Source organism: uncultured Roseobacter sp. (genome assembly GCF_947495025.1).
Classification (GTDB): domain Bacteria; phylum Pseudomonadota; class Alphaproteobacteria; order Rhodobacterales; family Rhodobacteraceae; genus Roseobacter.
In genome coordinates this window covers 297,068-310,013 of record NZ_CANLXG010000002.1, presented here as the reverse complement: position 1 = coordinate 310,013, position 12,946 = coordinate 297,068, and the positions used below count along the sequence as shown (strand labels likewise).

13 protein-coding genes are annotated in these 12,946 nt (G+C 58.6%); 6 read left to right on the top strand and 7 right to left on the bottom strand.

What is annotated here, in order from left to right; genetic code table 11:
- The first annotated feature begins 15 nt into the window (after positions 1-15).
- Genes Q0792_RS09615 through Q0792_RS09605 form a run of 3 tightly spaced genes read left to right on the top strand, consistent with a single transcriptional unit; the run spans position 16 to position 2,355 of the window.
- Complete coding sequence (locus Q0792_RS09615) at positions 16-1,098, top strand: 4-oxalomesaconate tautomerase (RefSeq protein ID WP_298839484.1); 1,083 nt, start codon at positions 16-18, stop codon at positions 1,096-1,098.
- Positions 1,099-1,156: 58 nt separating this feature from the next.
- Positions 1,157-1,390, top strand: a complete 234-nt coding sequence (locus Q0792_RS09610) for a hypothetical protein (protein ID WP_298839482.1) — start codon at positions 1,157-1,159, stop codon at positions 1,388-1,390.
- The gene (locus tag Q0792_RS09605) at positions 1,387-2,355 is read left to right on the top strand and encodes a D-2-hydroxyacid dehydrogenase family protein (RefSeq protein ID WP_298839479.1); all 969 of its coding nucleotides are present in this window, start codon (positions 1,387-1,389) and stop codon (positions 2,353-2,355) included. Before Q0792_RS09610 ends, Q0792_RS09605 begins: the two co-directional genes overlap by 4 nt.
- On the opposite strand, the gene Q0792_RS09600 is transcribed toward Q0792_RS09605, so the two are convergent.
- Both Q0792_RS09600 and Q0792_RS09595 read right to left on the bottom strand, forming a co-directional pair.
- A complete protein-coding gene (locus tag Q0792_RS09600) occupies positions 2,333-3,361 on the bottom strand; it encodes an AbrB family transcriptional regulator (RefSeq protein WP_298839476.1) in 1,029 nt (342 codons plus the stop codon). The two genes, Q0792_RS09605 and Q0792_RS09600, sit on opposite strands and share 23 nt — an antisense overlap.
- The gene (locus Q0792_RS09595; protein ID WP_298839473.1) at positions 3,358-3,999 is read right to left on the bottom strand and encodes a GntR family transcriptional regulator; all 642 of its coding nucleotides are present in this window, start codon (positions 3,997-3,999) and stop codon (positions 3,358-3,360) included. The genes Q0792_RS09600 and Q0792_RS09595 overlap by 4 nt, the downstream gene beginning before the upstream one ends.
- A gap of 57 nt (positions 4,000-4,056) precedes the next feature.
- Here Q0792_RS09595 and tcuA point away from each other — a divergent pair, with 57 nt between their 5' ends.
- Positions 4,057-5,457, top strand: a complete 1,401-nt coding sequence (tcuA, locus tag Q0792_RS09590) for an FAD-dependent tricarballylate dehydrogenase TcuA (protein WP_298839469.1) — start codon at positions 4,057-4,059, stop codon at positions 5,455-5,457.
- The gene (gene tcuB / locus Q0792_RS09585) at positions 5,447-6,508 is read left to right on the top strand and encodes a tricarballylate utilization 4Fe-4S protein TcuB (RefSeq protein WP_298839467.1); all 1,062 of its coding nucleotides are present in this window, start codon (positions 5,447-5,449) and stop codon (positions 6,506-6,508) included. Before tcuA ends, tcuB begins: the two co-directional genes overlap by 11 nt.
- Positions 6,509-6,532: 24 nt before the next feature.
- Here the strand turns inward: tcuB and Q0792_RS09580 are convergent, their stop codons facing one another.
- Together Q0792_RS09580 and Q0792_RS09575 are read right to left on the bottom strand one after the other, a co-directional pair.
- Positions 6,533-8,152, bottom strand: a complete 1,620-nt coding sequence (locus Q0792_RS09580; RefSeq protein ID WP_298839464.1) for a zinc dependent phospholipase C family protein — start codon at positions 8,150-8,152, stop codon at positions 6,533-6,535.
- A 463-nt stretch (positions 8,153-8,615) separates the two neighbouring features.
- Positions 8,616-9,158 (bottom strand): hypothetical protein, encoded by a 543-nt coding sequence (locus Q0792_RS09575; RefSeq protein ID WP_298839461.1) that lies wholly within the window; start codon positions 9,156-9,158, stop codon positions 8,616-8,618.
- Between the two features lie 194 nt (positions 9,159-9,352).
- Here Q0792_RS09575 and Q0792_RS09570 point away from each other — a divergent pair, with 194 nt between their 5' ends.
- Positions 9,353-9,811 (top strand): GAF domain-containing protein, encoded by a 459-nt coding sequence (locus Q0792_RS09570; RefSeq protein WP_298839459.1) that lies wholly within the window; start codon positions 9,353-9,355, stop codon positions 9,809-9,811.
- A gap of 181 nt (positions 9,812-9,992) precedes the next feature.
- On the opposite strand, the gene Q0792_RS09565 is transcribed toward Q0792_RS09570, so the two are convergent.
- The 3 genes from Q0792_RS09565 to Q0792_RS09555 form a co-directional block, all read right to left on the bottom strand.
- Entirely contained in the window at positions 9,993-10,973 is a 981-nt protein-coding gene (locus Q0792_RS09565) for a haloalkane dehalogenase (RefSeq protein ID WP_298839456.1), read from the bottom strand.
- Positions 10,974-11,005: 32 nt separating this feature from the next.
- Entirely contained in the window at positions 11,006-11,950 is a 945-nt protein-coding gene (locus tag Q0792_RS09560; RefSeq protein ID WP_298839453.1) for an alpha/beta fold hydrolase, read from the bottom strand.
- A gap of 105 nt (positions 11,951-12,055) precedes the next feature.
- Positions 12,056-12,922 (bottom strand): LysR family transcriptional regulator, encoded by an 867-nt coding sequence (locus Q0792_RS09555; protein ID WP_298839450.1) that lies wholly within the window; start codon positions 12,920-12,922, stop codon positions 12,056-12,058.
- Positions 12,923-12,946: the final 24 nt, after the last annotated feature.

The following is a 12,946-nucleotide window of genomic DNA, read 5'->3' as shown; positions in this document are numbered from 1 at the left end:
AGCCCGGAATACCAGATGACCCAGACAGGAATACCTTTTCTGCTTATGCGCGGCGGTACATCCCGCGGTCCTTACATGCGACGGGATGATCTGCCGCAGGATCGAGATGCTCTGGCGCGGGTTCTGGTGGAGATGCTCGGATCGGGTCACCCTCTCAATATCGATGGTATCGGTGGGGGCGCGGCGGTGACGACCAAAGTTGCCATGCTGTCGGTCTCCGACGACGATGATGCGGATATCGATTATTTCTTTGCGCAGGTCGGTGTTCTGGATCGCAAAGTAGATTTCAGACCTACCTGCGGGAACATCCTGGTCGGTGTCGGGCCTGCAGCCATCGAGATGGGGCTGATACCGGTCGCGGGCGACATAACGGATGTGCGCATCCGGGCAGTGAATACCGGTGCGCGGGTACAGTCGCGTGTCCGGACTTCGCCGGACGGCGTGATATATGAAGGACAAACAGCAATAGACGGTGTGCCGGGGACATCGGCTCCTGTCGAACTGATGTTCATGGACGTGACAGGTGGCGCCACAGGTGCGATGTTTCCGACAGGTAACCGCATTGATATCATCGACGGCACAGAAGTCACCTGCATGGATGTTGCCATGCCCATGGTTATTGCCCGGGCGGCAGACTTTGGTCTTACCGGAACCGAAACCGCCGCAGAACTGGACGAGAACCGCGCGTTTTATGAGCGTATGGAACCGATCCGTCGAAAGGCCGGAGAACTTATGGGGATGGGCGATGTCTCTTCGTCGGTCACGCCCAAATTCGGATTGCTGGCGCCACCTGTGGCCGGTGGTACGGCACTGACGCGCTATTTCATGCCGGCCAACTGCCACCCCAGCCTTGCCGTTACCGGGTCGCAGTGCCTGTCGGCATGTCTGATCTGTCCGGGAACAGTCGCCGGGGGGATCGCCACCTTTCCAGATGCCGGGCCGGTGCCTCTGCGGCTCGAGCACCCGATGGGTTTGCTGGATGTCATAATGGATTACCGGTGTCAGGGAGATGATTTTGAAGTTGTCTCTGCCGGGCTCACCCGCACGGCACGAAAGCTGGTATCCGGAACAGTTTTCGTCCCTGGTAACCCTGTCTGAAACAGGTTGGTAATTTTGGTATACTATGGTATACAGTTTGCGAAAACGGAGATTACCCATGACTGTTGAGACTTCTCTCTGCGCCGCCCGGCAGGCTCTGATCGGTGCACGTGCCGCCATTGCTGAAGAACTGCGCGACTACCCGACGCCGGTTTCGGGATGCGACGCGCAGTACAATTATCTGATCGGGCAGCGCGGTTCGGTGAACGAGGCGTTACGCGTGCTTGAAGCGCCCCGTTTCGTGGCCACACCGCGCAGTCCCGAGCCCGGTGCCGGGATCGAAAGCCGGTGAAAATTCATATCCTTGATGACTGGTTCGACACTCTGCGCGGGCTGCCCTGTTTCGATCTGCTTGCGGCGCATGATGTGACCGTCTGGACAGATCATGAACCTGATCCCGACCGCCTGGCCGACAGGATCAGAGAGGCCGAAGCACTGGTGCTTTTTCGCGAACGCACCAGAATTGGCGCCACTTTGCTGGATCAGCTGCCGGCGCTGAAACTGATTTCACAGCGCTCTGTCTACCCGCATGTTGACGTCGGTGCCTGCACACGAAACGGTGTCCTTCTGAGCTCCAACATGCATTCCGACACACCGTCTTACGCCGCCGCCGAAATGACCCTGGCGCTGATCCTTGCCAGTTACCGGCAGATCCCCGATCAGGTCGCGTCGATCCGGGCAGGCAACTGGCAGTCGGGTGTTGGACGTACCCTGCGTGGACGCACTCTGGGGCTTTACGGGTATGGTCGCATTGCCCGGGCGGTTGCGGAATACGCGCGCGCCATCGGCCTGAATGTTCAGTGGTGGGCGTCCGGGGAAGGCCGCAAACGGGCGCGGGCCGATGGCGAGACTGTCGCCTCAGACAAAGCAACCTTCTTTGCGACCTCAGATATTGTCAGTCTGCATGTTCGTCTGAAACCCGCCACAAGAGGCATTGTCACCGGCGATGATCTCGCGGCGATGAAGGACCGGGCACTTTTGGTCAATACCTCGCGGTCCGGGCTGGTTGAGACGGGCGCGCTGGAAAAAGAAGTCTTGCGCGGCCGGATTTTCGCTGCGGTTGATGTTTTTGAGACTGAGCCTCTCACAGATACCGCCAACCCGTTGCTGACCCACGCCAACGTGCTGCCGACCCCGCACATCGGCTATGTGACCGAAGATGAGTTCGATCTGCAGTTTTCCGATATCTTTGAACAGATCAATGCCTTCTCCGACGGCGCACCCATTCATATGATCAACCCGGAGGTGCTGGGCTGAAGACTTTTGCAGCAAGCGGCGCGCCCAGGATCACCGTGAAAATCCTCAGGATGTGATGTGCGACGACAAAGGCAACATCCGCGCCGACGATCAGTGCCAGCACTGTCAGCTCCGCCTGGCCACCGGGGGCAAATGACAGCAGAGCCTCCATGCCCGGAGCAAGCCCGAAGGCATAAATCACTTCCACAAAGGCGATGGTCAGAACAATAAGGATAACGCAGAAACCGAGGCCCGCAACGATGTCGCGTCGAACTTCCTGCATCGTGATACCGGCGTATTTCGTGCCAATCCCCATGCCTATGAAGAATTGCGCGGCCCAGATTGCTTCTGCGGGCGGACGGTTATGCAGCCCCCCCGCAAGGGTCACCGCTGCTGTCAGGATCAGCGGCCCCAGGATCGAGGCGCCGAACATGCCCAGCCTGCGGGCGATCTGCCAACCCGCAATGGCACAGAACACCATCAGGAAAAGCTCCGTCAGGGGAACGGTCGTCGCGGGAACGCCAGGTGGGTTTGACAGATCGGCCTCCCAGATCCCTCTCAGCAGGAAAGGCAGTGCAACCACGATCACGAGAACGCGGGTTGCGTGCACAAGGCTGAGCGTACGCACGTCTGCGCCGGCCTCCTCGCCAAAAACGAGCATATCCTGGAGACCGCCAGGCATGGTCGCGTAATAGGCTGTTGGAAAACTGTAACCGCACAGACGCTGAAAATACGGGACTCCGATAATCCCGATAGCCGCGATCATCAGCGGCACCATCAGCAGTGTTGGCCACATCGCCGGGAAACTGGCAAGCACAGGCGGCGTCAGCGTTGCGCCGACAGCAACACCAAGAACAGTGCGCATCGAGTCGTTGAGCAGCTTTATACCGCCCAGCGGTACGCCGATCAGCGCAGCCGCCAGGCAGCCAAAGATCGGGCCCAGAAGCCAGGGCAGAGGTACGTTAAGTGCCATAAAGACGGCAACACCCGCGCCGGCAGTCACAAAGGTTGTCGCGATACGGATCATGAAAGGCTGCTTTTCAGCCGGTGCTGGAGCGATGTTTTAAGGTGGGCCTCGGCAGCGGCACCCGCCGCCTCGGCATCCCCGTCGCGGAGGGCTGCAATGATGTCCCGGTGCTGGCGTACGACCACATCAATCCGGTCAGGGTCGGTATATGTCGTTGGCCCGAGCAGCAGCAGAGAATTGTTCAGTGCACGTGCTGCTTCGAGCAGAAAACGGTTGCGCGCCGCGAGGTAGAGACCCCGGTGAAAATCCTGGTTGATCGCCGCCCCTGTCGCAGGGGTGCTCCGATCCGCCTCGATCTGGTCGTTCATTGCATCCAGCGCGTCAAATTCCGCTTCGGCACCGTGTTTGGCGGCCATCTCGGCGGCGGTGCGTTCGAGCACCATGCGCATCTCGTAAAGCTCTACGATTTCTGTGTGCTCCAGTGATCGGATAACGGCCCCGATACGCGGGCGATGTTCGACAATGCCGTCACTTTCAAGACGCCGCAGAGCCTCGCGCACTGGTGTGCGGGACAGGCCCAGCTGCTCTCCGACCTCCTCTTCGCGCAGGCGCGCACCGGGTGAAAACGTACCTGCGCGCAGGGCTTTGAGCAGTTCCTCATAAGCTGCCTGGCCGCTGGATCTGGTTTGCTGAGACATGGTGGTTGCCTTTTGTATCCAATCGGATACAAAACAGCCTAGTGAGTTGGAAACTGAATGTCAAAGCCAGACACAGCATGGACGCGGCCGGATGTACTGGTTGTCGGTGGCGGAAACGCTGCCATGACGGCAGCGCTGACGGCACGCGAAGCCGGTGCAACAGTGACTGTGCTGGAGGCTGCTCCGCGCGCGTATCGTGGCGGCAATTCGCGCCATACGCGCAACTTCCGCTGTATGCACAGCGGCCCTCTCGGAGTGCTCACGGGCGAATATGGCGAAGATGAATACTTTGACGATCTGCTGCGCGTAACCGAGGGAAAGACGGACAGGGATCTCGCACGCCTGGCCATCCGCTCTTCTGAAGAATGCTATGACTGGATGCAGTCGCACGGGGTCCGGTTCCAGCCATCGCTTTCGGGTACCCTGTCCCTGTCGCGGACAAACGCGTTCTTTCTGGGCGGGGGCAAAGCTCTGGTCAACGCCTACTATGCACAGGCCGTGGCGGCCGGAGTGAGCGTTCACTACAATGCCGAAGTGACGCATCTTGCGGTGGAGGGCGACCGGGTTACACAGGTGCGCGCATCGGTGAATGGCGGCGAGTGCGTTCTGGAGCCGCGCAGTGTCGTGGTTGCATCGGGTGGGTTTCAGGCAGATGTTGACTGGCTTGCACGTGCCTGGGGGCCTGCTGCGCGCAACTTTCTGATCCGGGGGACGCCGTATAATTGCGGCGTTGTGCTGCGCAACCTGCTTGATCAGGGCATGGAAAGCGTCGGGGACCCGACGCAGTGTCACGCAGTTGCTATTGACGGCCGTGCCCCGAAATTCGACGGCGGCATCGTGACCCGCCTCGACTGTGTGCCGTTTTCTGTGGTCGTGAACAGGGACGCAGAACGCTTCTATGACGAGGGTGAGGACGTCTGGCCAAAACGCTATGCCATCTGGGGACGGCTGGTTGCGGCTCAGCCGGATCAGGTGGGATATGCGATTATTGATGCCAGATCGCGCGCGCTTTTCATGCCGTCGGTTTTCCCGCCGGCGAAGGCAGACACCATCGAAGGCCTTGCGGCGGAACTGGGCCTGCCTGCCGGAGCGCTGCGCCGGACCATTGAAGAATACAACGCGGCATGTCAGGCCGGCACATTCCACCCAACAGAACTCGACGGTCTTGGAACGAAGGGGCTGACGCCACCCAAAAGCAACTGGGCGCGTCCGATTTCCGAGCCGCCCTTCTTTGGCTATGCGCTGCGGCCCGGTGTGACGTTTACGTATCTCGGGCTCAGGGTTGATGAAACAGCTCGCGTCACCGGTGCAGGTGGCCGGATGCGCAACCTGTGGGCAGCCGGAGAAATCATGGCCGGTTCCATTCTGGGGCAGGGGTATCTGGCCGGTTTTGGCATGACAATCGGTACGGTTTTTGGCCGTATTGCAGGCAGGGAGGCCGCACGTAATGCAGGCTGAAACGTTGGACGAAACGCGCAGGCAACTCCAGATCTGCAATGCCTGCCGGTACTGTGAAGGCTATTGTTCGGCGTTTCCGGCCATCACGCGCCTGCGGGACTTCAGCGACGGCGACATCACACAGATTGCAAATCTCTGCCACAACTGCCGTGGTTGTTATTATGCGTGCCAATACACCGAACCTCATGAATTTGCGCTGAATCTGCCGCGTGCGCTGGCTGAAGTGCGCAGCGGGAACTGGGCGGATTATGCCTGGCCCGCGCCTCTCGCCAGGGTATTTCACAAGCACGCCGTGGCAACTGTGATTGCCGCGGTAACGGGCTTTGCGCTGATCTTATTTGTGATGCGCTTTCTGGGCGAGCAGTCCGGTCCGGGGTTTTACGCGCTGCTTTCACACACAGCGATGGTTGCCATTTTCGCACCGGCGTTTGTACTGCCGCTGGCTACCGTCTGTGTCGGGCTGCGGCGCTACTGGCATGACGTCGGCGGACAACCGATCCGGGCCGCCCATCTGCGGGATGCTCTGGCGCAGGCCGCACAGATGAAAAACCTGAAAGGCGGGCACGGGGACGGTTGCAATTTCGAGGAGGGCGAGCGCTTTACCCACAGCCGTCGGAGAGCTCATCACGCGGTGATGTACGGGTTTCTTCTTTGTTTTGCCTCAACAGCCTCCGGAACCGTCCTGCACTACGTATTTGCGATGCATGCCCCTTATGGTCTCATTTCTCTGCCAAAACTCTTTGGACTGCCCGGTGGTATCCTGCTGACACTGGGGTGCGTCTGGCTGCTGATGCTCCGGCGCCGCGCTGCGCACGATCTTTCGGACACACGTACGCATGGCTCCGACGTCGCGTTTCTCGCCTTGCTGGGCTTTGTTGCCGCAAGCGGTCTGGCGGTTTATGCGTCCGGCGGCACGGCCCTTTCGGGTCCGCTGCTCGCGCTGCATCTCGGAGCGGTTCTCAGTTTCTTTCTCCTCACCCCTTACACCAGAATGGCCCATGCGTTCTTCCGCATGGCGGCTCTGGTCCGGGACGCGCAGCAAAGACTCTGAGCCTGGTGGCGCGGACGCGTGGTGCTACCTGCCGCATTTATCACGTGGCAGCAGATGAAAAAGCCGGATGTAGGTGGTACAGTCATCACCGGTCACCATGCCGTCCAGCCACTGGCGTGAGCCATCCAGTGTGCCGACCCAGCCCAGCATGATATTGTCACGTCTGACCGTCCCTTCCCCACCGAGATCCGCAATCACCTGATTGACAACATCCGGTTCCAGCAGGAGCAGTTTGGTCAGGATCAGCGTGTTGTAGATCGCAGGAACGTCCCCGACACGGAAGTGCTCCCCCGGGTTGTTGTACGCGGTATCAGCGATCCTGAGGTATTCCGTGTTGAAACGCTCCAGTGTGACTTTCTCACCCTTTTTTCCGGACTGCATCGCAATATCGAAATAACGGTCAGGCCGCGTCAGGTAGCCTTTGAGCTCGTCCTTTGTCATACCGGTGGCACTCATCAGGACAGAGTTCAGCAGATTGTCCTTTAGTCTTCGGATCGGTGCCAGCAGGAACTCCGGTGTCACGGCGTCGATCAGTTTGCCGATGGCACGCGAGCTGAGACCAACAAAGTCCGGTGCGCCTGCCATCGAGAGCAGATGCAGCTGCACATATTCCGTCAGGATACGGTCAGCTTCTTCGGTATCTGCCTTGCGCTGCGGGTTGAAGAAAAGCGCGAGGGCTACCCGGTGGCTGACGCCGGGCCAGGCCTTCAGTCCGCTGTCAATGTCCCTTACCCAGTGCTCTTTGTACGTTGTGGGCAGGGCGTGCACCGTCACATGCGTTGTGAGCTGCCCGCCAAGGAAAGTCTTGGAGCAGGAAAAATCCAGCCAGTCACAATCCTTTATCGCCTTCTGCAGCTTCTTCTTTTTTCGGTAATACCACCGGATATCCTTATCCAGCTCTGTGCGCATTGTGGAGAAAATCCGCGGGACGGACAGCCGGGCGGCCGGACTTCTGGCGGGCAGAAGTTTCCTGTCGAGAGCGGTCCCGGGTCGTGCGTCTACCATGGTCCTGAATATTTTGTTTTCGAGGCCCCGGATCGACGTTTGGAATACCGAAGCACCGAACTGATCAGACGGAAACCTCTTGTCGATATAGCCCTCCAGGACAACATGACGGATCGCATTGTCTGACGGATCAAAGGTAAAAGGCGCGCCGGAAAAGTGATTGACGAAACTGTGGCCGTACACGTCGCCCGCCACGTGGGTAATGAACCCCAGACGGAAAGCATGTTCTCGGGCATCGCCGTCAAACGCATTCCAGATGTGGTCGATCCATTGCGATGAGCCCCGGTTGACCAGCGAAAGAGTCTGTTCGGGGTGTATGTACTGTTGCCCTGTGGCCATGTCGGGGTAGGCATCGGGGCCGAGAACGCCGGCGCGGAAGTATTTGCGCCCTTTGTCCAGCGCTTCGAGCGTCCGGGCGGACACCGGGTAGCGGCGGACCGTACCCGTCTCCAGATCAGGTATCTCAATATGGCCGTCGTCCAGCGCATCCATTGCCGCCATTTCGGCAATAAAGACGTGCGTGGTGGGTTTCCATGCAATGGCCGGTGATGCCGTGGCGAGGATCGATATAAATGCGATGATCCTGATCATGAGGACTTTAAAGAAACGTGTCGGCCCGGGGCCGGATTGCTGGGGCAAGGTTTTCTCCACTGAAAATCCGTAAATCTGAACACCGTAACGATAGCATTCCTGTTGATTCTGAACACAGATTTTCCGTCTTACGTGGACCGCGTCAGCCAGGACGTGCCGCTGGTCTGCCCGCGCGCGTCCGCCTCCACTCAGCACCGGAAAGGGTGCGGCGGCTTTCCTGATCAGGGAAGACCCTGAGGCACTCCTGGTCACCCGGACTGTCTGGCTGTTTCGGTGGGCGGCGAATGGCCTTTTTCCGGAACGCAGGGGCGCATTCCGACTGGTGCGACGATGCCGGGAGCGATCAGCAGACATGCAAGGTAGTCTGTAATGCGGTGTTGCGCAGGCTAAGGCGCGCAATACACGCTTTTCCTGTGCTGGCAGCTTGCGATCAGGCGACCGGAACCCGGCCAGTTCCCGGATCTGTTTGCGCGGTGTGCGACACAGGCGCGTACACCCAGCGCCTTTGGGATCAGTTTTCCCGGACCGTATCCGACACACTGCCGCGATCAGGCGGCACAATATGCAGCAGTTCTGCTGCTTCCTGCGGGTCTGCCTGTCTGGCTGTGATAACCGGTTTCGGACCATAAAGCGCTCGATTGAAGCGCCGGGATCCGCTTACAGCATACCGGTTGTCCGAAATTTTCCAGGCGCCGTCACATTTATTCAGCGTAGACAGAACCTTGAACGGCTCCTGAACCAGTTTCCCGTCGCGCAGCAACCGAGCCTCGTGAACAGAAAGTATCACATCGTCTCCAAAAAACTGCGCCGTCAGCAGGTCACGCCGAAGCTCTGTGACGCTCAGGGCCCGATAGTGCCAGCGCACGCGCTCAAATATTTCCCGGTTTTGCCGGTGGGACAGAACTCTGGTTTCACCAATATCCGTGAACAGCGTGAAGGGTATACAAAAACACTCTCCAAACGCGTCGTAATCACCGCTCGTCAATGCGTTCCGTGTGCGGATCAGCAGATCGCCGGCAATCTTCCGTGCTTCGTTTTCCATCGTCTTCGTCATTCTGCCGTATCGGCCTGCGCCGCTCCCTGACGGGTGTTTTGTCGCCCGGTCGCCGGCATACGTTTTCCCTTCGGACCCTCTGAGCCGCATCTTTTGCCCAGGGTTGCAAGGGTGCGACAGAAATCATCGTAGCGTTGTTTGGCCTGATATTGTATGATCTCGGTCATTCGGGGGTGCATTTTCAGCAGGTTTATATGGAAGACAGATTTGATATTCTGCGGCGTATTCGTCTGGAGTTTGGCAGCGAAATCACGTCTGTGACAAGGATTGATATCAGCGAAGGCAAGTTTTCGCACATAGTATCAACTGTCTTCTCGGATTGCCTCGAAGCCTTTGAAACTCCGCGGCTTTCCACCACCTGTTGTGCGAGGGTTATCGAAACCGGCCGTCCGTTTATGATTGCGGACATGAGCAGGACAAATGGTGACGTGTGTTGCCCGATGATGACCGCAGAAGGTATTGCGGCCTATATGGGTGTCCCGCTTTTTACAGGTGGTTATGCCGCTGGTGCGCTGGAGGTTTTTGCCCGAAAGCCCAGAGAGTGGCGCGACGATGAGGTCGATACACTGGAGCGGTATGCCCGGATTTTCGAAACTCTGCTGGATGATCAGCGTGTTGGCAAAAAGGTGTCCCTACTTCGTCAGGTAAGGTGACAGATGATTTCTCCGGGCCGGGAAGGCAACTCAGGCGCAGTCAACTGAGGGGTGGCGGCAATTGCTTCGACACTATGTCTGTCGTTGATGGCTTTAATCGGGTGACATAGCCAGCCTGAAAGCTGGTCATGACTTCGACGCGACAAGGGAAACGGGGCTTGCGTGCTCATTATTTCGCACTTCAACCCGGCAACCGGTGGGCCCAATCGCGCAGGGCGCGACCGATGGCTGCGGGGTGATCTTCCTGCACGAAATGAACGCCGGGGCCGAGGAACACATCTTCCAGATTGGACGCGTTGGCTTTCACGTATTCGACGACCGGCGGCGGCATCAGCGCACCAGGTGCGACATGAAACATCAGCTTGGGCATGTCGGTCGAGTACAGCCAGTCTCCGTTGGCCGTGATCACTTCCGCGGTGTCCGCCGGCTCGCCAGCGATGGGAACCTGCCGCGGCCATACAAGGGTGGGTTTGCGGCTTTCAGGCGTTGGGAAAGGTGCGCGGTAGTTGTCCAGTACCTCTTGCGAAAGCGGTGTTGCGACGGCCATTTTGCCCAGGACTTCTTCGACAAAGAAATTGCCCTGCAAAACGGCTTCTTCACTGGCGGACGAACGCAACATCGCGAAGAGTTGCGCACTTGGCTCACCCATTGCTTCAAGGCTGGGCGCGGGGAGCGCGGGCGGTATGCCTGCTTCCATGAACGCGACGGCCTTCACATTGCCTTCGTTCAGACGCGCATATCGCATCCCGAGGACCGAGCCCCAGTCATGGACCACCAGAGTGATGTCCTGCAATCCAAGAGCTCCGATGAAGCCACCAAGGTACCCCGCGTGATCAGCGAAGGTGTAGTCGATGTCGGGCTTGTCACTGTCACCCATCCCAATGAGATCGGGTGCAATAGCGCGGTGTGTATCGCTTACGAATGGAATGATGTTGCGCCAAAGGTAGGATGACGTGGGATTTCCGTGCAGAAAGAGAATAACCGGTCCATCCCCTTCATCGACATAGGCCATCTGCGAGCCGTTCACTTCGACGAATTTTTTCTCGAATGGCATGTCTGCAGAAGGAATAAACCTTTCTGCGAGCGCGGGAAGCGCCGACACGAAAGCGATCGTTGCAACGGTTCCCTGCAGCACGGAACGTCTGGATATTCTGAGGGTCATACGTCGTCTCCTTGTGAGGTGTGACTGGTGGATCAATCGGCACTTTTGGCCAAAAATGTGCGCAGCTCACGCACGAGAGCCGCAGGTTCGTCGTCCTGCAGGTAGTGACGCGCCTTTTCGAACTCGGTGACGCCAGCCTGGGGCAAACGCTTCTTCCAGGCGGCCAATGCGCCTGTTGGGATCAGCGGGTCTTTCAGCCCCCAGAAGATATGTGCCGGGCCATCAAACTGTTCGACATAGGGGCCTGTTTCTTCGAGCAGGATTTTGGCCGCTGGATGGGCCGTTTTGGTCGGGATCATGCGCGGAAATGCCATGACACCGGCGCGTTCCGAACTGTTCCGTAAAATGTCGCGATAAGCCCGCCTGGCGGCGCCCCTGCGCTTGGTCGCGGTGGCCATGGGCATAACCTGCCGCTCAAAGAACCCCAGGCGGCGCACCATAAAGTCGCCCAGACCTCTGGACCGCATCATGAGGAGCGGCGGGGGCAGTTTGAGGTGTTCCGGGTTCATCCCGTCGACCGGTGGATAAAACCCGAATGTGTTCATCACCACCAGCGCCTTGATGCGCTCAGGATGACGGGCCGCGACGCCGAGGCCAATCGGGCCGCCCCAGTCCTGCATCACAAGGGTGATGTTGTTCAGCTCAAGCCGGAGCACCAGTGCCTCAAGATGATCGATATGGGCCTTCAGCGTATAAGCGGCTTCGTCATCAGGTTTGTCAGACAGACCGAAGCCAATATGATCCGGCACGACGATGCGACGCTCTGTTGAGAGGCCCTTTACCAGCGCGCGATACAGGAATGACCATGATGGATTGCCGTGCACCGCAAGCACCGTTGAGCGCTCATTCCCGGTGCCCTCGTCGAGGTAGTGCATCTGACCCATTGGCGTCTGAATGAACTGCGATGCGAACGGATACTCGCCCTGAAGTCCCAGCTCCTTAATGCGTGGATGCACGCCTTTTGATGTGTCGAGCATGGGAGTTTCCAAACCAAAACCGTTGTGTGGCTCAGAAATAGCATCGCAATTTCGCAGCATCACGGAGTAAGTTTGCAGCTATCTGGTGCGAATTTGCAAAGTTGCTTATGCCTCGCCAATCAGACGTTTTTTATGTTTGCGTAAAACGGTTTCTGCAAAGCTCATGAATGCCTGAACACGTGCTGTCTGGCGCAGATCATTATGTGTCAGTAACCAGATGTCCCGGCTGCTTACCGGAGCCCTTTTGCCTGCGCGTTGCAGATCCTGATCCGCGTCGCCAAACAGGCAAGGCAGGATCGCGAGACCCAGTCCTTGCCGTGCCGCCGCGTGTTGCGCCGGGATGGTCGGGAAGACGCCCCAGACGGGGTTGTCCGGAAACTCAGATGTCCGCACCCATTCCGGCGCGCCTTGCGTCGCTTTCCCCCAGCCGAGCCAGCGATAAGACTTCGGATCACGAGACAGATAATCGGGCGTAGCGTATGCAGCCTCTGTATATGCATAGAGGCGTTTTCCCACCAGAGTGTCCGGTGGATTATTGTCCAGCCGGACGGCAAAATCTGCTTCGCGCCGCGCAACGTCCCGGATCGACAGTGACGTATCAAAGCGCAACTCGATCGATGGGTGTTGCGCGATAAAACCTGGCAACTCCGGCATGAAGAGCACATTGAGCAACGGCTCGGGCATCGTGACGGTCAAGGGACCGGCCAGTTCATCGTCCAGGCCCGCGATGCTGCGCTCCGCGTCAATCAGTGCTTCGCCAAAGGTCTGCGCAACCCGGTACAGGGTCTCTCCGGCAGAGGTCAGAAGCAACCCGTCAGGCGTGCGGCTGAACAGGCTGGTGCCGAGGCTTTCTTCCAGCGAGTCGATCCTTCGCCCGACTGTTGTGTGGTGCACGCCAAGCGCTTCTCCTGCAGCACGAACCGTCTTGTGCTGAACGACGGCGCGGAGTGTTTTGATGTCTTCCCAGTTCATACCGACCTCGCATTTTTGCACCAT